Genomic DNA, 22,476 nt, shown 5'->3' on the forward strand with positions numbered 1-22,476 from the left:
GTAGAAAATTGACGATCCAGGAGTTATGACATGAGTGTTAAAGGAATTACCCCGCAGGAGCTCGCCGCCTATGGCATCCATAACGTCAGCGAGATTGTTTACAACCCAAGCTATGATTTACTGTTCCAGGAAGAGACCAAACCCACGCTTGAAGGATACGAACGCGGAATCCTCACCACCACAGGAGCAATAGCGGTAGATACCGGGATTTTTACCGGCCGCTCGCCAAAAGATAAATATATTGTCCGCGATGCTATCACTCAAGATACCGTGTGGTGGGCTGATCAGGGCAAAGGCAAAAATGATAACAAGCCACTGAGTCAGGAAACCTGGAGCCACCTGAAAGGGTTGGTAACTGAGCAACTGTCCGGTAAGCGTCTGTTTGTTGTTGATACCTTCTGCGGTGCTAACGCCGATACTCGTCTGCAAGTTCGTTTTGTCACTGAAGTTGCGTGGCAGGCTCATTTTGTCAAAAACATGTTTATCCGCCCATCAGACGAAGAACTGGCCCATTTCGAGCCTGATTTTATCGTCATGAATGGTGCTAAATGCACTAACCCGGACTGGAAAGAGCAAGGTCTGAATTCTGAGAACTTTGTTGCCTTTAACCTGACAGAACGTATGCAGCTCATTGGCGGCACATGGTATGGCGGCGAAATGAAGAAAGGTATGTTCTCGATGATGAACTACCTGCTGCCACTGAAAGGCATTGCTTCCATGCACTGCTCGGCCAACGTCGGCGAGAAAGGCGATGTCGCTATCTTCTTCGGCCTGTCTGGTACCGGTAAAACCACGCTGTCGACTGACCCGAAACGTAAGTTAATCGGCGATGATGAACACGGCTGGGATGATGACGGCGTATTTAACTTTGAAGGTGGCTGCTACGCTAAAACCATCAAGTTATCTGAAGAGGCAGAACCGGATATTTATCATGCGATTAAGCGTGATGCCTTGCTAGAAAACGTGGTGGTGCTGGCCGACGGTACAGTTGACTTCAATGATGGTTCCAAAACGGAAAACACCCGTGTTTCCTACCCGATCTATCATATTGAAAACATCGTTAAACCGGTTTCTAAAGCGGGTCATGCCACTAAGGTTATCTTCCTGACTGCTGATGCCTTCGGTGTATTGCCACCAGTATCACGCCTAACGGCAAATCAAACCCAGTATCACTTCCTGTCTGGCTTCACCGCTAAACTGGCCGGTACTGAGCGCGGAGTAACCGAACCAACACCGACCTTCTCAGCCTGTTTTGGTGCGGCGTTCCTGTCGCTGCACCCAACACAATATGCAGAAGTGCTGGTTAAACGTATGCAAGCGGTGGGTGCACAAGCCTATCTGGTCAATACTGGTTGGAATGGGACTGGCAAACGTATTTCTATCAAGGATACCCGTGGCATCATTGACGCCATTCTGAACGGTGAAATTGATAAAGCAGAAACCTTCACTCTGCCAATCTTTGATCTGGCGGTGCCAACGGCATTACCAGGCGTGAACCCAGATATCCTCGATCCTCGTGACACTTACGCTGATGTGGCGCAGTGGCAAGAGAAAGCCGAAGATCTGGCGAAGCGTTTTACCACTAACTTTGATAAGTATACTGATACCCCAGCAGGTGCTGCGTTGGTTAGCGCAGGGCCAAAGCTCTAAGTTAGCGTTGATTTGGTAGTGATTATGACAGGGGCACATTCGTGCCCCTTTTGTTTTCCGCAAATCAAAAATGGATTAGATCAGGTTTGGTGGATGAGTGATCGAGGTCGGGTGTTCATTATTAGTTGTTCAGTGATCCGGGTCGGTTGATATGAGTTCAGTGATTAACTTGTCTCCGTTGCCTCAACCGCCAAAGGGTGCGGGCGCGCACCCTTGTGGAATCCCGCGCTTCGCATGTATCGCCTGCCCACGGCGTGGGTTCCCTCACCCATCGTTTCGGCTCACGGACCGCCGTGATTCGCTCCTGCTCAAGCACGGCTCGCTCGGCTTCCCTGCCTCGCGTCCTACCTTCACTCTTCATTCGGCTGCTCAAATGTGCTTTGAAAGTCAAAAGAGGAAATCAACAGCAAAAAATGATGGTTTTGACGTTGAGCGCAATCAGGAATATTGCCGACAAGGATGGAGGGCAGAGTGAGCGGGCATGGACGCCCGCGAAAAGCGCGCTTGAGCAGGAGCCGAATCGCGCTGGCTCGTCAGCCCGAAAGACGTAGGCGGTTTACCCGTAGGGCAATATTTCGCGCAAGCCGCAGGTGCAGGAGGGCCGGCTTGCCCTCCTGCTCGGTTGAGGCTACGGAGGTAAATTAGGCACTTAACTCATATCAACCGAACCCGATCACCATACTAAATAACCAAATAACCAAAATAAAACTCACACTACCGCAGGTGGCTTCGCCTTCATATCTAACGGCAACGGAATATACGCCCGGATCCGTAAACCCCCCCGCTCACTGGTACCGATATCCAACGAACCGGCGTGGGCATCAATAATCCGCTGCACAATCGCCAAGCCCAGCCCAGTACCACTGGTACTACGGGCGCTATCGCCACGCACAAAAGGCTGGAACAGATGCTTCAAATCTTCTGGCTTGATACCAGGGCCGTCATCCTCAACCTGGAACCACGCACGCTGTAGCTCAGTGCCACTACTGACTTTTATCCAACCATTACCGTAACGCGCCGCATTCACCACCATATTGGCCAAAGCACGCTTAATCGATAACGGATGAATATCCACCAGCACTTCACCTGCACACAAATCAGTCTCGATTATCCGCTCATAACCACTTTCAGCCGCTATCACTTCACCGAGAACTGCATTCAAATCACTCGATTCAGTCGGCATCTCCTGCCCAGTGCGTAGATAATCGATAAATTGCTCAATAATGGCATTGCACTCTTCAATGTCTTTATTGATTGACTCAGAGAGGTATCCATCGGCTTCACTCATCATTTCAGTCGCCAAACGAATACGGGTCAACGGCGTGCGTAAATCATGGCTAACCCCGGCCATCAGCAAGGTCCGGTCATCTGCCAGCAACTTCACGCCAGCGGCCATTTGGTTAAATGCCCGGGTAACCGAACGCACCTCTGATGCACCATACTCCCGCAACGGCGGCGGAATAATCCCTTTACCCACCTGCAAAGCAGCGTGTTCCAGCTCGACCAATGGCCGATTCTGAATACGGATAAACAGCCAGGCACCCCCGACAGCCAATAACATAATTGCCAGGGTATAACGGAACAGTGGTGAGAAATCGCCCTGATGGATCTCAGTTAATGGCACTCGCACCCAGATATCCGGTGACAACCACGTCTTTAGCCAGACAACAGGGGAGTTTTTATTAACTTCGACCCGAACATCAGTTGGCCCCCCCAATTGCTGGGCCATTTGATCACTGAGAAATTTGTAATGCTGTGCCCAACGCAGGCCACTTTCCTCTGCCGCAGCATTGGTATAAAGCGAAATCCCCAATTCACGGTAAATCTCACGCCGGAACGCCGGCGGGACTTCAAGTAGCGTGCCATCTTCCAATTGCAGCCGATCAGTCATCAGCATACGAACTTCATACGCCAACACTTTGTTAAACTGCTGCAAACTGGGCAAAATGGCGAAATTTAACACCACCAAATACGTAGTGACCAGGCTGACGAACAGCAAGGTCACAATCAGTAATAAGGTTCGGGCAAATGAGCTACGCGGAGAAAAGCGCCATCGCCTCATGCTTTACTGCCGTCCGGTACAAATACGTAGCCCAAGCCCCACACAGTTTGGATATAGCGCGGATGCGCCGGATCTTCTTCTACCATACGGCGCAGACGTGAAATCTGTACGTCGATGGAGCGCTCCATCGCACTGTATTCACGGCCTCGGGCCAGATTCATCAGCTTATCGCGTGACAACGGCTCACGCGGATGACTCACCAAGGCTTTCAGCACCGCAAACTCACCGCTGGTCAGTGGCATAGGTTCATCTTCACGGAACATCTCGCGGGTGCCTAAATTGAGTTTGAACTTACCAAACGCAATTACCGCTTCTTCCTGTGAAGGTGCACCCGGTAACTCGTTAGCCTGACGGCGTAACACCGCACGGATACGGGCCAGTAATTCGCGTGGGTTAAATGGTTTCGGAATATAATCGTCAGCACCAATTTCCAATCCGACGATACGGTCAACTTCTTCACCCTTCGCCGTCACCATAATGATCGGCATTGGGTTGCTTTGGCTACGCAGACGGCGGCAGATAGACAAACCATCTTCACCCGGTAACATCAGATCAAGCACCATCAGGTGGAAAGACTCACGGGTTAGCAAGCGATCCATCTGTTCAGCATTGGCAACACTGCGCACCTGGAAACCTTGCTCTGTTAGGTAACGCTCCAACAGCGCGCGCAGGCGCATATCGTCATCAACGACCAGAATCTTGTGATTCTCTTGCATTTTATTACTCCCAAAGGCCGTATTGCCCGAACCTGTACATTGTTAGAAAAACTTACTCTGTAGCCTAAATAATTCGAGTTGCAGGAAGGTGGCAACTGAGCGAGTTCCCAAGAACTTACATGCGTAAGTGACCAGGGTGCCAACGCACATGCAGCTTGAAGTATGGCGTGTATAACAGACAGCTATTTATGGTATATATTCTAGTCGAAATTGTTACAAAGCTTATTGTTGTGCCTAATTATCAACACTTTCGTCAAATGGGCGATAGCGGATCTCTAAGATCCAGTAGGTTGCTTCACCATTGGGTGTCTGAACCGTCACCTCATCCTCCACCTGTTTACCAATTAAGGCACGGGCAACCGGTGAATCGATAGAAATCCATTTTTTTGCCGGATCAAACTCATCTGGCCCAACCAGGCGAAAGATACGCTGTTCTTCTAATTCATTTTCTACCCGCACCCAGGCACCAAAAAAGACTTTTCCTTCCTGGCGGGGGTCAGGGTCGACAACTTTCAGCACCTCAAGGCGCTTGGTCAGAAAGCGCACCCGGCGGTCGATCTCGCGTAGCCGCTTCTTACCATAGATATATTCAGCATTTTCCGAACGGTCACCCATTGCTGCGGCTTCAGACACCGCTTGCGTCACCACCGGGCGCTCTTCCCGCCACAGATAATGCAATTCGCGATCAAGTGCTTGCCAGCCTTCGCGGGTAATGTAATTACTTTTCGCCATATAATTATCCCTTTGGCATTGATACCACTACTATACCCTAACTTTTTACCGATAAGTCCACGTTACCTCAAGCTCTGCTGCCGCTCTACTGGCAATTTATCCGGGCAATCCGTATAACTATCTTCTGCCGTTTTTCCTAATCACTATCAGACTTGACATCAGACTTATGAATGAACAACTGAGCAGCATTATTGCAAGCGAACTACAGGCGCGGCCGGAGCAAGTTATCTCTGCTATCCGCCTGCTTGATGAAGGTAATACCGTGCCGTTTATTTCGCGGTATCGTAAGGAAGTTACCGGCGGGTTGGATGATACCCAGTTGCGCCAGTTGGAAAGCCGTTTGGGCTATCTGCGTGAACTTGAAGAGCGCCGCCAAACCATTCTTAAATCAATTGAAGATCAGGGCAAGCTCACCGAGCAATTGGCCGGTGCCATCAATGGCACCATGAGCAAAACTGAGCTTGAAGATTTATATCTCCCTTATAAACCGAAGCGCCGCACCCGTGGTCAGATTGCGATTGAAGCCGGTCTGGAGCCATTGGCAGACAGTTTATGGCATGACCCTCAGCAAGAGCCAGAACAGGTTGCTCTCGCTTATGTTGATGCCGATAAAGGTGTTGCAGACACGAAAGCGGCACTGGATGGTGCACGCTATATCCTGATGGAGCGCTTTGCAGAAGATGCCACCCTGCTGGCCAAAGTGCGCCAGTATTTGTGGAAAAATGCCCATTTAGTGTCAAAAGTGGTGGAAGGTAAGGAGCTGGAAGGTGCTAAATTCCGCGATTACTTTGACAGCCACGAACCTATCGCCCATGTCCCTTCTCATCGCGCACTGGCTATGTTCCGTGGCCGCAATGAAGGCGTGTTACAACTGGCACTCAATCCTGACCCGCAGTTTGACGAACCGCCACGCGAAAGTCAGGGTGAGCAGATCATTATTAACCATCTGGATCTGCGGCTGAATAATGCGCCAGCAGACGGTTGGCGCAAAGCGGTGGTCAACTGGACCTGGCGTATCAAAGTGCTGATGCATCTGGAAACCGAGCTGATGAGCACCCTGCGCGAACGAGCCGAAGATGAAGCAATCAACGTATTCGCCCGTAACATGCAAGATCTGTTGATGGCAGCCCCAGCCGGCATGCGCGCCACCATGGGCCTTGATCCAGGCCTGCGTACCGGGGTAAAAGTGGCGATAGTAGACGCTACCGGCAAGCTGGTTGCCTTTGATACCATCTACCCTCATACCGGGCAGGCTGCCAAAGCCGCCGCCGTGGTAGCCGCCCTGTGCGTCAAGCATCAGGTTGAACTGGTGGCTATCGGTAATGGTACGGCATCGCGGGAAACCGAGCGTTTCTTTGTCGAGCTACAGCAACAGTATCCGGCAGTCACCGCGCAAAAAGTGATTGTCAGTGAAGCGGGAGCCTCGGTTTACTCCGCCTCTGAGTTGGCGGCGCTGGAATTCCCGGATCTGGATGTCTCTATCCGTGGTGCAGTCTCTATTGCCCGGCGGTTACAAGATCCACTGGCTGAACTGGTAAAAATTGACCCGAAATCTATCGGAGTCGGCCAATATCAGCATGATGTTAGCCAAAGCCAACTGGCGAAAAAGCTGGATGCGGTGGTGGAAGACTGCGTAAACGCCGTGGGTGTAGATTTAAACACCGCATCGGTGCCGTTACTGACCCGGGTTGCGGGTTTAACCCGCATGATGGCGCAAAATATTGTTAGCTGGCGTGATGAGAATGGCCGCTTCCATAACCGTGAGCAATTGCTCAAAGTCAGCCGCCTCGGGCCGAAAGCCTTCGAGCAGTGTGCCGGCTTCCTGCGTATCAACCATGGCAATAACCCGCTGGACGCATCAACCGTGCATCCAGAAGCCTATCCGATTGTTGAGCGCATTTTGGCTGCAACTGAACAGGCATTGCAGGACCTAATGGGTAATGCTACCGCGCTGCGTAATCTTAATGCGCGTGATTTCACCACCGAGAAATTTGGTGTCCCGACGGTCACCGATATTCTGCGTGAGTTGGAAAAACCCGGCCGTGACCCGCGCCCTGAGTTCAAAACCGCAACTTTCGCTGAAGGTGTTGAAACACTTAATGATCTGACGCCAGGCATGATCCTTGAAGGCTCTGTCACTAACGTGACCAACTTTGGTGCCTTTGTTGATATTGGTGTTCATCAAGATGGTTTGGTGCATATCTCGTCATTGGCGGATAAGTTTGTCGATGACCCGCATAAAGTGGTGAAAGCCGGGGATATCGTCAAAGTGAAAGTCATGGAAGTGGATTTGCAGCGCAAGCGCATTGCCCTGACCATGCGCCTTGATGAGCAGCCCGGTGAAGGCGGTTCGCGTCGTGGCAACAATGGCGGTAATAGTGCGAATAGCAGCGCCAATAGTCGTAATGACAATCGTGGTGCCAGCCAGTCACGTAACAGCAATGACTCGAACAACCGCCCAGCGGCAAAAGGCCGGGCAGACAGTAACTCTGGCAGCAACAGCGCCATGAGTGATGCACTGGCAGCGGCATTTAAGAAGCGTTGATCTCTCTATTCAGGGCCACGTTGGTGGCCCTTTTTTCACTTAGCTTTTTGTTGCAAACAATCGGGCATCTTTAATGGTTTTTCTCATACCCTTTTCGTCTATAAAGCTGAATGTTTATCATTTAAATTAATTAGCATGCGATTCTTTTCTGCGACGAGATGAAGCTTAAATTACGTTTAAACCGGCGCTAATTTAACAATCTATTTAACATGGGCGTTAATTCTGTCAGTTATTCACCCTAATTTATAAATAATTATGATGGCATTCTGCGAGTTAATTAAAACTCGAATGTTATTTGATTAAAGCGAGAGTAAATTGATTATGTTAACAATCGGTATTTTACAGCCCTAACTGGCCACAATGTAAACATTCAGTTAACTGATTTAACTCATTATTTGCATTTGCGATCACCTTAATTTGGTGGTAAAACAAGCATAAATAGCAATCAGACTCATTAATCCCGATGAGCTTACATAAGTAAGTGATTCTGGTTAGTGAACGTAGCCAACGCACAGGCAGCTTAAAGTATGACGGGTATATAAAAATTAAAGCGTAATGAATACTTACCTTTAAGCATTTAACCTTAGTTGAATATGAAAACGATTCTTACTATTATTATTCTATCTATTACCCTTTAGAGTCGTATCACTCTGAATTTTGGTGCGCCAATAACATAATAACAAGAGGCTCCTATGCATCTTATCCCGCAGCGTTCCTATAAAATTGTTGGTTTCTCGCCTGAAATCAGCCCGGCTTACCGGCAGAAATTATTGTCATTGGGTATGCTACCCGGCTCTTCATTTAATGTTGTCCGCCTGGCGCCATTAGGTGACCCCATACAGATAGAAACCCGTCGGGTCAGTCTGGTGCTACGGAAAAAAGACTTAGACCTGCTTACGCTGGACCTGCAACCCTAATATTACGGGCCAACATCCTATTTTGGCTGCCGGGCTGTGTGTCAAAGCGCTCTTGTGTAGTCTGATTTTAATTTACTGATATCACGTTGGATCATGAAAGCACTCACAATCGGCCTGATCGGCAACCCCAATGCAGGTAAAACTACCCTTTTCAATCAGTTAACCGGTGCCCGTCAACGGGTGGGGAACTGGGCCGGGGTTACGGTGGAGCGCAAAGAAGGCCATTTCACTACCGCGCAGCATCAGGTGACACTGGTTGACCTGCCGGGAACCTACTCCCTGACCACCATTTCTGAGCAAACTTCGCTGGATGAGCAAATTGCTTGTCACTATATTTTGAGTGGCGAAGCTGACCTGCTGATTAATGTTATTGATGCGGTCAATCTGGAGCGCAATCTCTATCTGACACTGCAACTGGTTGAATTGGGTATCCCCTGTATTGTGGCGCTCAATATGTTGGATATTGCCAAAAGCCAGCATATCGATATTGATATCAATGCGTTATCACAGCAATTAGGCTGCCCGGTTATTCCGCTGGTCTCCACCCGTGGGCAGGGTATCAATGAATTAAAAAGCAGTATTGATGAGCTTCAGCCGGTTCCCTTTAAGGCTTTGGTTAACTACCCGCCAGTGCTACTCAGTGAAGTGGATAAGTTGGTAGAGGCCATGCCTGAGTTCTGGCCAGTGCAGCAGCGCCGTTGGCTGGCACTGCAAATATTGGAAGGTGATATCTATAGCCTGGCACGTGCTGGCATCGCCCCCTCAATCGTGGGAGTGGCGCGCGACAATCTGCGAGCAAGCCAACACGAAGATCCCGAACTGGTGATAGCCGATGCCCGTTATCAAAGTATTGCCCGCATCTGTGATGTGGTCGGTAACTCGCAACAAGCGGAACCAAACCGCCTGACACAAGCGCTTGATAAAGTGATCCTTAATCGCTGGTTAGGTGTACCGATCTTTCTGTTTGTCATGTATTTAATGTTCGTATTAGCCATCAATATCGGTGGTGCGTTGCAGCCCATCTTTGATATTGGCTCTGCGGCTATCTTTATTCAGGGGCTGCAATGGGTGGGTTATACCCTGCATTTCCCACAGTGGTTGACCATCTTCCTCGCTCAAGGCGTAGGGGGTGGGATTAATACCGTGCTGCCGTTGGTGCCACAAATTGGCATGATGTACCTGTTCCTCTCCTTTTTAGAAGACTCCGGCTATATGGCCCGAGCCGCGTTTGTGATGGATCGGCTGATGCAAGCGCTGGGGTTACCGGGTAAATCCTTTGTACCGCTGATTGTCGGTTTCGGCTGTAATGTGCCCTCGATCATGGGTGCACGAACGCTGGATGCGCAACGCGAACGCCTGATCACCATCATGATGGCTCCCTTTATGTCCTGTGGCGCGCGGCTGGCGATTTTTGCTGTCTTCGCAGCGGCATTCTTCGGCCAGGACGGGGCCAGTATCGTTTTCTCTCTCTATCTGTTGGGCATCGCGGTTGCCATTCTCACCGGGCTGGTGCTGAAATACACCATTATGCGTGGCGAGGCCTCACCCTTTGTGATGGAACTGCCGGTTTACCATGTGCCCCACCTCAAGAGCTTGTTATTGCAAACCTGGCAACGGCTAAAAGGTTTTGTACTGCGCGCTGGGAAAGTGATTGTCATCGCCAGTATCTTCATCGGCGGCCTAAACAGCTTCTCTTTCAGTGGCAAACCGGTAGATAGCATCAATGACTCAGCACTGGCATCAGTCAGTAAAGTGCTGACGCCATTGCTGGCCCCCATGGGTGTCCATGGCGATAACTGGCAGGCAACCGTAGGGTTAGTGACCGGTGCCATGGCAAAAGAAGTGGTGGTAGGGACACTCAATACCCTCTATACCGCAGAGCAGATTAAGAACGAGCCCTTTGATGCTGAGAGCTTCAACTTACCGGGCGAATTGGCGGGGGCAGTTAAAATCACCTGGCAGGGTTTAAAAGATACTTTTAGCCTTAGCGTGTTATCAAATCCCATTGAAGCCAGCAAAGGTGATGGCGAAATGGCGGCCGGTTCGATGGGCATGATGAGCAGTAAATTCGGTTCCAGCATTGCCGCCTATAGCTATCTGATATTTGTGTTGCTCTATGTGCCCTGCGTCTCGGTCATGGGGGCTATCGCTCGGGAAACCAGCCGTGGCTGGATGACCTTCTCAATTCTGTGGGGGCTGAATGTGGCCTACTCACTGGCAACCCTGTTCTATCAGGCAGCAACCTTTCACCAGCATCCGCCACAAAGCCTAATGATTATGGCTGTGGTTATTATGGTTAATGTATTAATTTTGTTTGGATTGCGCCGCGCGCGGAGCCGGGTAACCGTCCGATTGCAAAACAGTAAGCCCGCGAATTGTTGTCAGAGTGCTGGCAATGATTGTCACTAACAAACAACTGTTGTTGCGACAGGAGGCATAATGGCAAGCCTACTACAACTACGCGATGCCATCGCTCTGTGTGGCAGCACAGGAGCGAATCAGCTAAGCCAGCAATTGGCAACGCCTTTACCTCTGGTTGAGGCCATGCTGGAAAGGCTAACGGCAATGGGCAAGATTGAACGCATTGAACAAGATAATCGTGGGTGTCTGACAGGCAGTTGCAAGCGTTGCCCTGAAGGAAATAATCACTGTAATATCGTGATTTATCAGATAAAAAATCATCATTAAGTCAGAAATAGAGATGCCCGCCGGGCATCTCTGTCTTATTATTACTTATAAACATCGGCATTAGCGTCAAACTTCTTCTTCTCACGCTCGGCGATAATCACATAATACTTACCGCCTTTCTCGTCAGCCAATTTTGACAGTTCTTCTTTCACATCCATCGGCGATGTTGCCTGACCCGACGTGGTGATAGTGCCGATCTTCTCGTACTTTTTCGCTTCTTCTTTGGTAATTTCTTTCGCCGCCATCGCGCCAAAAGAAACCCCAGTCACAACCAGAGCAACAGCCAGATTTTTCAATAAATTCATACCGAATACCTCGCAAGTAAAGAGTTAATGTGTATAAAAACATTGAGAAAAACAAAGATGATATTGATTTAATTCATGACAGTTGACTGATGTGATGCCACGCTCAGTGGCCCCCCACAACCTTAAGGAAAACGCTTTCCCCATGCTAGTGCGCGGGGATGCGCCAATTTGAACCTTCTTAATTATTAAGCAGATTTAATATTTAGCCATTAAATTGCACATTAAATTCTATTCATCACTATGTGCTAAGGCCTTAAATCTGTAGCAGTTCGCTATTTCAGTGTGATTTTAGCGTCAACATGCGCTAAAAAGTCGATAAGTAATTTTGAAAAATCATCAGGATGAGAAATAAAGGGGGCATGCGCTGATCCCTTCATCACTACCGACTGACTATGCGGCCAGGTGCTATCTAGTAACGAGGCGACTTTGCGCGGTACCAACCCATCCAGATAACCATAAATACGCAGCATGGGCAGAGCACTCTCGACCAGTGCTGGCCGTAAATCGGCAGTACGCAGAATATCTAGCCCACCGATTAACACTTCTACCGCCGGCATCTGGTGTTGTAGCACCACCGCTTTCAATAAACGGGCATCCTGTCGTGCACTTGCCGTCCCCAGAGTTTGCAATGCCAGAAAACGCTCAACCGTACGCTGAAAATCTTCACTTAACTGTTGTTGGAAACCAGCCAAGACCTCCGGCCGAATCCCCGGCCATTCATCATGTGCGGTAAAACATGGCGAGGAGGAGACGGTGATCAGCCCGCGCACACGCTCTGGCTGAGTCAAGGCTATCTGACTGGCCACCAGCCCACCCATCGACCAGCCGAGCCACAAAGCCTGCTCTGGCGCTTGTTGTAAGACAATTTTTGCCATATCAGGCAGTGACATCGCACCAAAATCTTTGCTACGCCCATAACCGGGGAGATCCACCAAATGCAGACGAAAATGCGGTGCGAGTCTATCAATTATGCAATGCCAGACTTCGGCGTTCAGCCCCCATCCGTGCAGCAGCACAAGATCGCAATCGCCTTCGCCATAGATGTTCCAATAAAGTTGTTTCATACGTTAATATCCTGCCGCCTTAGCCCCGTTATGCATCACTTATCAAGGAAGAGGTACATGCTAACAATCGTCAGCCAGTGTTGGCTATGCCGACAATCGTTATATCACCCACGGCACGGTATTTGTTGTTACTGCAAGCGCCATTTACCTAAATTGCCGCCCTGTTGCCCTCGTTGCGGCTTGCCTTGCACCAATACCGCGTTACCTTGTGGCCGCTGCCTTAATGCGCCACCCCGCTGGGCAAGCATCACCTTTGTCAGCGATTACGCCCCGCCCTTGAACAGGTTGATAAAAAAGCTCAAATTTAATGGCGTCACACAATTAGCACCGGTACTGGCCCGTTTACTATTGCTACGCTGGCTCGATGCCTGCCGTCAGGGTAAGGTTATCAGGCCAGAAAGAATCATTAGTGTGCCTTTACACCGTTGGCGTTGTTGGCGGCGCGGCTATAACCAAACAGACCTGTTAGCACAGCCATTGGCACACTGGCTTAGTTGCCATTACAGTCATATGACGTTACAGCGAGTGCGGGCTACACCACCGCAGCAGCGATTAAAGGCTACCGCGCGGCGTAAAAATATGCGGGGGATATTTCGCTGTACGCAGTCTCTGCGTGGGCAACATATTGCGCTGCTGGATGATGTCGTAACAACGGGTAGTACACTGAATGAGATAGCTGATCTACTATGGTCCGAGGGGATTGCCTCTCTACAGGTGTGGTGTATCTGCCGAACCTTGTAGTCACCCCAGCAATGGGCGTATTATAACCGACAAGAATAGTCAACTATTGAGCAGATGCCATGATCACAATAACAGACGCAGCACAATCTCATTTTGCCAAACTGTTGGCAAATCAAGAAGAAGGCACCCAAATCCGTGTATTTGTTATCAACCCCGGAACACCAACCGCTGAATGCGGCGTGTCTTATTGCCCACCGGATGCGGTCGAAGCAACAGATACCGTACTAAAATTTGAGCAGTTATCAGCTTATGTTGATGAAATGAGCAAGCCTTATTTGGAAGACGCTGAAATCGATTTCGTCACTGACCAACTAGGTTCTCAACTGACACTGAAAGCGCCAAATGCCAAAATGCGTAAAGTTGATGATACTGCACCATTGATGGAGCGGGTTGAATATGTTCTGCAATCGCAGATTAACCCACAACTGGCAGGGCATGGTGGCCGTGTGACACTGATGGAGATCACACCAGATGCATTGGCTATCCTGCAATTTGGCGGCGGCTGTAACGGGTGTTCTATGGTTGATGTCACACTGAAAGAAGGCATCGAAAAAGAGCTGTTGCAGAAATTCCCAGAATTGAAAGGTGTGAGGGATTTGACCGAGCATCAGCGCGGCGAGCATTCCTATTACTAATTATCCTGCGTCTTTGGCACTACAGCGGTGTTAGCTTCGCTCTCTCACCCGAATCACTGACTGATGTCAGCTCATCGGGATTTGTTCGCTGGCTGCCTTGCTGTAACACCAATGACTTTGGCTAATAATTGAGCGCTGCTATTACTAATTGTCCTGCGTCTTTGGCTAATAATTGAGCGCTGCTATTACTAATTGTCCTGCGTCTTTGGCGCTACAGCGGTGTTAGCTTCGCTCTCTCACCCGAATCACTGACTGATGTCAGCTCATCGGGATTTGTTCGCTCGCTGCCTTGCTGTAACGCCAATGAATAATATTGTTCTTAATGCTGACAAAACCAGATGACTCAATCTGGAGCGGTGAGGATAGGCAGAAGAGTAAAGCGTCCGCGCCAGGGATGGCGCGGCACGAACCTACATGGGCGTATTGACGGCATCTTTACGATCTGCCTGTTCTCTCCGCCACGAGCACTTTATTGGCTGCCTACTGAGGGATTCCCTCCCCTTATCACCCCGCCGACACATTCTTACGCCGCTTATCCAAATCCTTCAATAAACGATTAATCTGGCTGTCAGCAAACATCTCTTCCAACGTCGTGGTCAATTTACGCCGCCAGTTTGGATACTCCTCACTGGTACCAGGAATGTTTACCGGCGTCGCCATATCCAACCAATCTTCTGGTTGCAAACCCAGTAATGCGCTGGCGCTGTCGGCAACATAGCGCTGTAATCCTCGGTTAAGGACTGGGCTCATCGAGAGGAGTGACGCTTTGTGACCTACCCTCTTTGGCAGGCAGCCATAGTGATGTAACCCTTCCAATAACCCTTGCTTAGCCCGTTCCCGATCAAGATAAAGCTGCTTCAATATCTGTTGGTCTGGATATAACCCCAGCTTATTCCCCAACGTCAGATCATCACTTTGCCAATAGCCCCGTAAGGTCGGCAAATCGTGGGTCGTAATGGTGGCCATCGCCTGTGCCGGATAAGACTGCGGCGCACGGAAGGTATTCTCACTGTCATGCTCAAAATAGAGCACTTTGTAGGAATACACCCCACTGTCACGCAGCTTAGCCACAATTTCTACGGGTACCGTGCCTAAATCCTCACCAATCACCATGCAGTGATGACGCTGACTTTCCAGCGCCAATATCGCCAAAAGATCATCGACCGGATATTTAACGTAAGCCCCCTGAGCGGCAGTCTGCCCATAGGGGATCCACCACAGACGCAATAAGGCCATCACATGGTCAATACGCAGAGCGCCACAACTGGTCATATTAGCGCGCAGTAAATCGATAAAGGGTTGGTAGGCACGCGCAACCATGACGTGCGGGTCCATTGGCGGCAACCCCCAGTTCTGGCCCAGCGGCCCTAAAATATCAGGCGGAGCCCCTACCGAGGCTTTCAGGCAATATAACTCGCGGTCACACCAAGTTTCAGCACCGCCTTCAGCCACACCAACGGCTAAATCGCGGTATAAGCCAATCGGCATTTTTCGTGACTGGCTGTTGCGAAAACAGCTATCAAACTGAGTGGCGGCCAACCACTGTAACCATAGATAGAAGGTCACATCACTCGCGTATTCGCGGCAAAAATCAGCCACCGCAGTGCTGTGCCCATCACGGTATTTTTCTGGCCACACCGGCCAGCCCCACATCATTGGGTCTTGTGCACTCAAATGCGCATGTAGCGCATCAAAAGCGGCTTGTTGATGCAGGCTACGACCGCCTTGTTCCACAAACTGGTGGAATGCCTGCATCCGTGCATCTTTTGCTTTACGGGCAGTAAACAGCGGGAATGCCAAACGCAACGCCATCAATTTAAGTTGCATGACCTGCGGATAATCAACCCACTCATTAGCCCGAACTTCAGCCAGCACCTGTTGCGTTTCTGGCTGATGCCACCAGAGTTGCGCCGCTTCGCTATGCTGAAACTCATCCACGCGGTTCACGTCGATATAAACCACGTTTAGCCAGCGTCTTGACGAGGGGCTATAGGGGCTAGCACTCTGTGGATTAGCCGGATACAGCGCATGAATCGGATTCAAACCGATAAAGGCACCACCACGCTCGCCCACTTGCTCCAACATCTGGCTAAGATCACCAAAATCACCGATACCCCAGTTGCGTTCGGAACGCAGGGTATAGAGCTGCACACAAGCGCCCCATAACTTTTTCCCGGCCAGCAACGCATCTGGCTCATAGCAACGTTTCGGTGCCACAATAATTGAACACTGCCACTGTTGTAAGCCTTGTTCAAGAATCAAACGGTGATAACCCTGCGGCAGAGAAGAGGGCAATGTCAGTGTCTTTTTTGCACTGATACGCCCCTGATGCAACTCACCTTTTTCTGTCTGTAATTGCCAGTGATAATCGCCTGAACCCGCCATTGGTAGCTGCATTGGGCTACCAAAAGTAAATACTTTCACCACCGGTAGTGGTGCACTTTCTGTCTGGGTGTCCTGAGGCACGTAGGTACGCCCCATGGCCGCCAACAACTGCTGCTTGGTTTCCGGCAAAATAGCCTGCGGCTTACCATGAGCATTAATGTAGCTGGCGGCTATCCCTGCCAGTGTTGCTGCTTGATCGAGCGATTTACGATCCATGCAGTCTTCTCCTTAACGTTTGGCTTGCCAGATCCGTGATTGGTAATCACGAATTGAACGGTCAGAACTGAACATCCCTACACGGGCAGTGTTAAGAATGGTACGGCGGGTCCATTCATCCTTATCGCGATACAGGGCATCAATTTGCTGCTGTGCCTGACAATATGAGGCAAAATCAGCCAATACCAGATAAGGGTCACCCCCTTCCAACAGGCTATGCAACATCATGTCAAATGCATGTTTATCACCCTGGCTGAACGCACCACTGGCCAACTCATCCAGAATGCTTTTCAGGTGCGCATCGGCTTTAAGATACTTCTGCGGCTTATAACCTTTCGCCAAAATGGCTTTTACCTGCTCCACGGTGTTACCGAATATAAAGATATTTTCGTCACCCACCTGCTCGGCAATTTCAACGTTAGCCCCATCGAGGGTGCCCACCGTCAATGCACCATTCAGTGCCAGTTTCATGTTGCCAGTGCCGGAGGCTTCTTTACCGGCGGTTGATATCTGCTCGGACACATCCGCCGCTGGGATCATCAATTCTGCAACTGAAACCCGATAATCAGGGATAAAGACCACTTTTAGGCGATCTTTGACGATCGGATCATTGTTGATCTTATCCGCAGCCTGATTGATCGCATAAATGATATTCTTAGCTAAATAATAACCAGGTGCGGCTTTGGCACCAAACAAGAACACACGCGGTGCGATATCCAGATTTGGGTTGTCACGGATCTGGCGGTAGAGCGACAGAATATGTAACAGATTCAAATGCTGACGCTTATATTCATGTAACCGCTTAATCTGCACATCAAAAATGGCCTCCGGGTTAATGGTCAGCCCCATGGTGCGTTTAATATATTCAGCTAACTTAACTTTGTTATCATATTTGATCTGCTGATAACGGCCCCTGAAAGCCTTATCTTCGGCATAAGACTCAAGCCCGGCTAATGCATCCAGATTATTCGCCCATTCCACTTTCAGCGTGTCATCAATCAGGCCAGATAATGCCGGATTACATTGTTTCAACCAACGCCGCGGCGTAATACCATTAGTAACATTATGGAATTTATTTGGCCATAATTGATAATATTCAGGGAACAAGTCCTTGATAACCAAATCAGAATGCAGTTGCGCTACACCGTTGACGGCAAAGCCACTGACCACACACAAATTGGCCATTCGCACCTGTTTATTATGATGAACCGCCAGCTTGGCCCACACCGCTTCATCCCCTGGCCATTGCTTATCCACCACCTTTTTAAACTGCGCATTGATTTGCTTGATGATGACAAAATGGCGTGGCAACAAACTACGCACCAATTTCTCATCCCAACATTCAAGTGCTTCAGGCATCAACGTGTGGTTGGTATAGGCGAAGGTTTTACTGGTGATCGCCCACGCCGCATCCCAGCTTAGCTGATGCTCATCCAGCAGCACTCGCAACATTTCAGGAATAGCGATAGTCGGGTGAGTATCATTCAGTTGAATAACTTCATAGTCCGGTAATTCAGCCAGTTTACGGCCAGCCAGATGGTGCTTACGTAAAATATCCGCCACCGAGCAGGCGCATTGGAAGTATTGCTGCATCAGGCGCAGACGTTTGCCGGCCAGATGGTTATCGTTTGGATACAATACTTTGGTCAGTTTTTCTGCTTCAACGCCATTTTTTTCGGCCAGCAGGAACTTCCCATCATTAAAGTTAGTTAAATCAAATGGATGTTGATGAGTCGCCTGCCAGAGACGCAACGGTTGAGTAACACCATTGCGAAAACCCAGCACCGGTAAATCCCAAGCTTCACCACGCAAGGTGAAGGCCGGACGCCATACCTGACGGCCATCAGCGAGTTTTTCTAACTTGCCAGCAAAACCGACGTCAACCGCCAACGCGGCATTGTGGCGGAACCACGGATAACTCTCGCGCTGCCAGTTGTCTGGGGCTTCCTGTTGTTTACATTCACTGAAAGATTGGCGGAACAGACCGTATTGATAATTCAACCCATAACCGGTGGCGGGTTGCTCAACGGTTGCCATCGAATCAAGGAAACAGGCCGCCAAACGCCCAAGACCGCCATTGCCCAACGCAGGATCAGTTTCCTGCTCCAGCAAGTCACACAGGTTAATTTGCTGCTCGGCCAGCAACGCCTCGACTTGATCATACCAACCCAGATTAATCAGGTTGTTTGCCGTTAAACGACCAATTAAGAACTCCATTGAAATGTAGTTAACATGCCGTTGGACTTTCTGGGGTTTGCCTGGTGCAGGCTGAGCCGCCAATTGTTCGGCTAACGCCGCGCTGACAGCCTCCCACCATTGGTGTTGAGTCATTTGCTGAGCTGAAGTTAGGCCAAAGCGCTGCCACTGGCGGGTCAGTGCGGCCAGGAAATCGTCCTTTTTAAGCGTAGGCTGTGACATAGGGAGTCTCTATCCTGTGAGTGGGGTAATTTTACCCTTATCCTGCCAATGAGAACGGGCAAGAGCATCATCCTGCCGGGGGATTAGCTGGGGATGAGTCGCAGGGCGTAGCTAAAATTGTGATCCGGTGCAACTTACAGCCATAGGAAACATTAACTCTATTGCAATAATATGGCCGTTATCAGACCTTAGCAGTGCTGATTAATTACGAGGCTAAAAATAATTACTCTTATGAATGCCTGTAACATTTCATTACAAATGGACATATCAATCGCCAGGACGTCTTCTCACCGGATATTAGTTAAACCGGACACAGCATGCTGATCCCCTCAAAACTGAGCCGCCCGGTACGGCTGCAAAATACCGTGATACGCGACCGCTTGTTGGTTAAATTATCAGGTGTCGCGAACTATCGTTTGACATTAATCAATTGCCCGGCAGGATACGGCAAGACGACCTTGATCGCTCAGTGGGCAGCCGACCAATCTGATCTTGGCTGGTATTCACTGGATGAAAGTGACAATCAGCCAGAGCGTTTCGCCTCTTATCTGATTGCTGCTGTGCAGTTAGCAACTGGCGGCCATTGCAGTAAAAGTGAAGCGCTCAGCCAAAAGCATCAATACGCCAGCCTTTCAGCGCTGTTCGCGCAATTATTTATTGAGTTGTCCGATTGGGACGGCCCGCTTTATCTGGTTATCGATGATTATCATCTGATTACCAATGACGCTATTCATGAAGCTATGCGCTTCTTCCTGCGACATCAGCCAGAAAATATGACGCTGATCCTGCTATCCCGCACCTTGCCACCCCTGGGAATTGCTAACCTGCGGGTGCGCGACCAGTTGCTGGAATTAGGCATGCAGCAACTGGCATTTAATCATCAGGAAGCGCAGCAATTTTTTGATTGCCGCCTGTCCGTACCACTGGAACAAGGTGATAGCAGCCGCTTGTGTGATGAAGTTGAAGGCTGGGCCACTGCGCTGCAACTGATAGCACTGTCATCGCGTCAACCCAACTCATCCGCGCAAAAATCGGCAAAACGTCTGGCAGGGTTAAATGCCAGCCATTTGTCAGACTATCTGGTCGATGAAGTATTGGATCAGGTGGATAGCAATTCCCGTGCTTTTCTACTGCGTTGCTCGGTATTACGTTCCATGAATGATGCCCTGATTGTGCGCCTGACCGGAGAAGATAACGGTCAGCAACGGCTGGAAGAGTTGGAGCGCCAAGGGCTATTTATTCATCGTATGGATGATAGTGGTGAATGGTTCTGCTTCCACCCACTATTTGCCACTTTCTTGCGCCAGCGCTGCCAGTGGGAATTGGCGTTAGAGTTACCGGAATTGCATCACTCAGCCGCTGAAGGCTGGATGGCGCTGGGCTACCCGGCTGAAGCAATCCACCATGCGTTGGCCGCAGGTGATGTTGGCATGTTACGTGATATTTTACTGCAACATGCCTGGACGCTGTTTAACCACAGTGAGTTGGCGCTGCTAGAGCAATGTCTGGTCGCCCTGCCTTACTCTTTATTGGTACAGAATCCAGAACTGGCACTGTTACAAGCCTGGCTGGCGCAAAGCCAACACCGTTATGGTGAGGTGAATACTCTGCTCGAACGCGCTGAATCGGCAATGCAAGAGCGCAAAATTCCTATCGATGAGATTTTACGCGCTGAGTTTGATGCCCTGCGTGCTCAGGTGGCTATCAATGCCGGTAAACCGGATGAAGCCGAAAAACTGGCAACTGATGCGCTGAAATATCTGCCGATGGCGAACTTTTATAGCCGTATTGTGGCCACTTCCGTAACCGGTGAAGTTCATCACTGTAAAGGGGAGCTAAGCCGTGCACTGCCCATGATGCAGCAAACCGAGCAAATGGCACGCCGCCACGAAGCCTATCACTATGCCTTATGGGCATTGCTACAACAGAGCGAAATCCTGATTGCGCAAGGTTTCCTGCAAGCCGCTTATGAAACGCAAGATAAAGCCTTTGATTTGATTCATGAACAACACCTTGAGCAGTTGCCGATGCATGAATTCCTGCTGCGTATTCGCTCGCAAATCTTATGGTCGTGGTCACGGCTGGATGAAGCTGAAGAAGCGGCACGCAAAGGCATCGAGATTCTGGTCAATTACCAACCCCAGCAGCAATTGCAGTGTTTGGCGATGCTGGCAAAATGTTCACTGGCGCGTGGCGATCTGGATAACGCCAATATGTATATCCAGCGTTGCGAAGCCCTGCAACACGGCAGCCAGTATCATCTCGACTGGATAACCAATGCCGATAAGCCACGGGTTATTCACTGGCAGATGACCGGGGACAAAGTCGCCGCCGCAAATTGGCTGCGCCAGGCAGAAAAACCAGGGATGGCGGATAATCACTTTTTACAGGGGCAGTGGCGCAATATCGCGCGAATACAGATCATGCTGGGGCGCTTTAATGAAGCCGAAGTGGTATTGGATGAACTGAACGAAAATGCCCGCCGCCTCCGTTTAACCAGTGACCTCAACCGTAATCTGTTGTTAAGCAATATTCTTTACTGGCAAACCGAACGTAAAAGCGAGGCCCAGAAAGCGCTAATTGAATCACTGTCATTGGCTAACCGCACTGGTTTCATCAGCCATTTCGTGATTGAAGGTGAAGTTATGGCGCAGCAGTTGCGCCAACTGATTCAGCTTAATGCGTTACCTGAATTGGAGCAGCACCGCGCTCAGCGAATACTGAAAGATATTAACCAGCACCATCGGCATAAATTTGCCCATTTTGATGAGATATTTGTCGATAAACTGCTAACTCACCCGCAAGTACCGGAACTGATCCGTACCAGCCCGCTAACCCAGCGCGAATGGCAGGTATTGGGGCTGATTTACTCCGGTTACAGTAATGAACAAATCGCCGGTGAGCTGGAAGTGGCAGCTACCACCATTAAAACCCATATCCGTAATTTATATCAAAAACTGGGTGTTGCTCACCGCCAGGAAGCGGTACAACAGGCACAGCGTTTGCTACAGATGATGGGTTATGTTTGATTATTTTTTCTAGTTATAGCAATAAGTTACCACTGTACTGCAATTTACATTAAACGAATGTTGTTGCGGTCAGTGGTCTTTGGCAATAATATTTTTATATTAATAATATTATCAGCTATAACTGTTGATTTTTTAATATCCTTGGGGATTGAAACAACATCTCGTGATTGAAAAGACAAGTGAAAAACAGCCATATATTCTTTCATTTCATTTTTACAGCAAAAATCCCCACCTCATTGAAATATTTAATGAATCTCAGCAATGACTTTAATATCGGGTTAGTATTGAAACAGGTATTCTTTTTCTCCACCTTAATATTATCATTATAAATAGCAGTCTGATATTATGCACTTGATAAACGGAATAGCTTTAT

The 22,476-nt window shown here is 49.4% G+C and carries 15 protein-coding genes; 8 read left to right on the forward strand and 7 right to left on the reverse strand.

The annotated features are described in order from the left end of the window. Positions 1–30 precede the first annotated feature (30 nt). Positions 31–1,650 carry a phosphoenolpyruvate carboxykinase (ATP) gene (gene pckA, locus EL015_RS20350; RefSeq protein WP_005186106.1) on the forward strand — a complete coding sequence of 540 codons (1,620 nt, stop codon included), beginning with the start codon at positions 31–33 and terminating at the stop codon, positions 1,648–1,650. A 709-nt stretch (positions 1,651–2,359) separates the two neighbouring features. On the opposite strand, the gene envZ is transcribed toward pckA, so the two are convergent. The 3 genes from envZ to greB form a co-directional block, all read right to left on the reverse strand. Continuing rightward, on the reverse strand, positions 2,360–3,712 hold the full coding sequence (gene envZ / locus EL015_RS20360) for a two-component system sensor histidine kinase EnvZ (protein ID WP_032906569.1): 1,353 nt from the start codon (positions 3,710–3,712) through the stop codon (positions 2,360–2,362). Then, positions 3,709–4,428 (reverse strand): osmolarity response regulator transcription factor OmpR, encoded by a 720-nt coding sequence (gene ompR / locus EL015_RS20365; protein WP_004709363.1) that lies wholly within the window; start codon positions 4,426–4,428, stop codon positions 3,709–3,711. The genes envZ and ompR overlap by 4 nt, the downstream gene beginning before the upstream one ends. A gap of 234 nt (positions 4,429–4,662) precedes the next feature. Then, the gene (gene greB / locus EL015_RS20370; protein ID WP_005186101.1) at positions 4,663–5,160 is read right to left on the reverse strand and encodes a transcription elongation factor GreB; all 498 of its coding nucleotides are present in this window, start codon (positions 5,158–5,160) and stop codon (positions 4,663–4,665) included. A gap of 166 nt (positions 5,161–5,326) precedes the next feature. Here greB and EL015_RS20375 point away from each other — a divergent pair, with 166 nt between their 5' ends. The 4 genes from EL015_RS20375 to EL015_RS20390 all read left to right on the forward strand — a co-directional run bounded on the left by EL015_RS20375 (position 5,327) and on the right by EL015_RS20390 (position 11,310). Beyond that, entirely contained in the window at positions 5,327–7,705 is a 2,379-nt protein-coding gene (locus EL015_RS20375) for a Tex family protein (RefSeq protein WP_005186097.1), read from the forward strand. A 692-nt stretch (positions 7,706–8,397) separates the two neighbouring features. Then, complete coding sequence (gene feoA / locus EL015_RS20380) at positions 8,398–8,622, forward strand: ferrous iron transporter A (protein ID WP_005186094.1); 225 nt, start codon at positions 8,398–8,400, stop codon at positions 8,620–8,622. Positions 8,623–8,715: 93 nt separating this feature from the next. Continuing rightward, positions 8,716–11,031: a Fe(2+) transporter permease subunit FeoB gene (feoB, locus tag EL015_RS20385; protein WP_005186091.1), complete on the forward strand. Its 2,316-nt coding sequence runs from the start codon at positions 8,716–8,718 to the stop codon at positions 11,029–11,031. A 30-nt stretch (positions 11,032–11,061) separates the two neighbouring features. After that, positions 11,062–11,310: a FeoC-like transcriptional regulator gene (locus tag EL015_RS20390; protein ID WP_005186087.1), complete on the forward strand. Its 249-nt coding sequence runs from the start codon at positions 11,062–11,064 to the stop codon at positions 11,308–11,310. A gap of 41 nt (positions 11,311–11,351) precedes the next feature. Here EL015_RS20390 and EL015_RS20395 read toward each other — a convergent pair whose 3' ends face one another. Both EL015_RS20395 and bioH read right to left on the reverse strand, forming a co-directional pair. After that, entirely contained in the window at positions 11,352–11,615 is a 264-nt protein-coding gene (locus tag EL015_RS20395) for a YdgH/BhsA/McbA-like domain containing protein (protein ID WP_005186084.1), read from the reverse strand. A 272-nt stretch (positions 11,616–11,887) separates the two neighbouring features. After that, positions 11,888–12,679, reverse strand: coding sequence for a pimeloyl-ACP methyl ester esterase BioH (bioH, locus tag EL015_RS20400; protein ID WP_032906567.1), 792 nt, complete (start codon positions 12,677–12,679; stop codon positions 11,888–11,890). A 57-nt stretch (positions 12,680–12,736) separates the two neighbouring features. On the opposite strand from bioH, the gene gntX reads away from it, so the two are divergent. Together gntX and nfuA are read left to right on the forward strand one after the other, a co-directional pair. After that, positions 12,737–13,420: a DNA utilization protein GntX gene (gntX, locus tag EL015_RS20405; RefSeq protein WP_032906566.1), complete on the forward strand. Its 684-nt coding sequence runs from the start codon at positions 12,737–12,739 to the stop codon at positions 13,418–13,420. A gap of 59 nt (positions 13,421–13,479) precedes the next feature. Next, positions 13,480–14,055 (forward strand): Fe-S biogenesis protein NfuA, encoded by a 576-nt coding sequence (nfuA, locus tag EL015_RS20410; RefSeq protein ID WP_005186074.1) that lies wholly within the window; start codon positions 13,480–13,482, stop codon positions 14,053–14,055. A gap of 504 nt (positions 14,056–14,559) precedes the next feature. On the opposite strand, the gene malQ is transcribed toward nfuA, so the two are convergent. Both malQ and malP read right to left on the reverse strand, forming a co-directional pair. Continuing rightward, positions 14,560–16,656, reverse strand: coding sequence for a 4-alpha-glucanotransferase (gene malQ, locus EL015_RS20420; RefSeq protein WP_005186071.1), 2,097 nt, complete (start codon positions 16,654–16,656; stop codon positions 14,560–14,562). 12 nt (positions 16,657–16,668) lie between these two features. Then, complete coding sequence (gene malP, locus EL015_RS20425; RefSeq protein ID WP_005186068.1) at positions 16,669–19,074, reverse strand: maltodextrin phosphorylase; 2,406 nt, start codon at positions 19,072–19,074, stop codon at positions 16,669–16,671. A 317-nt stretch (positions 19,075–19,391) separates the two neighbouring features. Between malP and malT the strand changes: the two genes are divergently transcribed. Next, positions 19,392–22,103 (forward strand): HTH-type transcriptional regulator MalT, encoded by a 2,712-nt coding sequence (gene malT, locus EL015_RS20430; RefSeq protein ID WP_005186065.1) that lies wholly within the window; start codon positions 19,392–19,394, stop codon positions 22,101–22,103. Positions 22,104–22,476: the final 373 nt, after the last annotated feature.

This window comes from Yersinia intermedia, from assembly GCF_900635455.1.
Lineage (GTDB): Bacteria > Pseudomonadota > Gammaproteobacteria > Enterobacterales > Enterobacteriaceae > Yersinia > Yersinia intermedia.

What these genes read in the sequence shown, in the direction of transcription:
- pckA (WP_005186106.1), top strand. Translation starts at nt 31, where the DNA reads ATGAGTGTTAAAGGAATTACCCCGCAGGAGCTCGCCGCCTATGGCATC.
- envZ (WP_032906569.1), bottom strand. Translation starts at nt 3,712, where the DNA reads ATGAGGCGATGGCGCTTTTCTCCGCGTAGCTCATTTGCCCGAACCTTA.
- ompR (WP_004709363.1), bottom strand. Translation starts at nt 4,428, where the DNA reads ATGCAAGAGAATCACAAGATTCTGGTCGTTGATGACGATATGCGCCTG.
- greB (WP_005186101.1), bottom strand. Translation starts at nt 5,160, where the DNA reads ATGGCGAAAAGTAATTACATTACCCGCGAAGGCTGGCAAGCACTTGAT.
- EL015_RS20375 (WP_005186097.1), top strand. Translation starts at nt 5,327, where the DNA reads ATGAATGAACAACTGAGCAGCATTATTGCAAGCGAACTACAGGCGCGG.
- feoA (WP_005186094.1), top strand. Translation starts at nt 8,398, where the DNA reads ATGCATCTTATCCCGCAGCGTTCCTATAAAATTGTTGGTTTCTCGCCT.
- feoB (WP_005186091.1), top strand. Translation starts at nt 8,716, where the DNA reads ATGAAAGCACTCACAATCGGCCTGATCGGCAACCCCAATGCAGGTAAA.
- EL015_RS20390 (WP_005186087.1), top strand. Translation starts at nt 11,062, where the DNA reads ATGGCAAGCCTACTACAACTACGCGATGCCATCGCTCTGTGTGGCAGC.
- EL015_RS20395 (WP_005186084.1), bottom strand. Translation starts at nt 11,615, where the DNA reads ATGAATTTATTGAAAAATCTGGCTGTTGCTCTGGTTGTGACTGGGGTT.
- bioH (WP_032906567.1), bottom strand. Translation starts at nt 12,679, where the DNA reads ATGAAACAACTTTATTGGAACATCTATGGCGAAGGCGATTGCGATCTT.
- gntX (WP_032906566.1), top strand. Translation starts at nt 12,737, where the DNA reads ATGCTAACAATCGTCAGCCAGTGTTGGCTATGCCGACAATCGTTATAT.
- nfuA (WP_005186074.1), top strand. Translation starts at nt 13,480, where the DNA reads ATGATCACAATAACAGACGCAGCACAATCTCATTTTGCCAAACTGTTG.
- malQ (WP_005186071.1), bottom strand. Translation starts at nt 16,656, where the DNA reads ATGGATCGTAAATCGCTCGATCAAGCAGCAACACTGGCAGGGATAGCC.
- malP (WP_005186068.1), bottom strand. Translation starts at nt 19,074, where the DNA reads ATGTCACAGCCTACGCTTAAAAAGGACGATTTCCTGGCCGCACTGACC.
- malT (WP_005186065.1), top strand. Translation starts at nt 19,392, where the DNA reads ATGCTGATCCCCTCAAAACTGAGCCGCCCGGTACGGCTGCAAAATACC.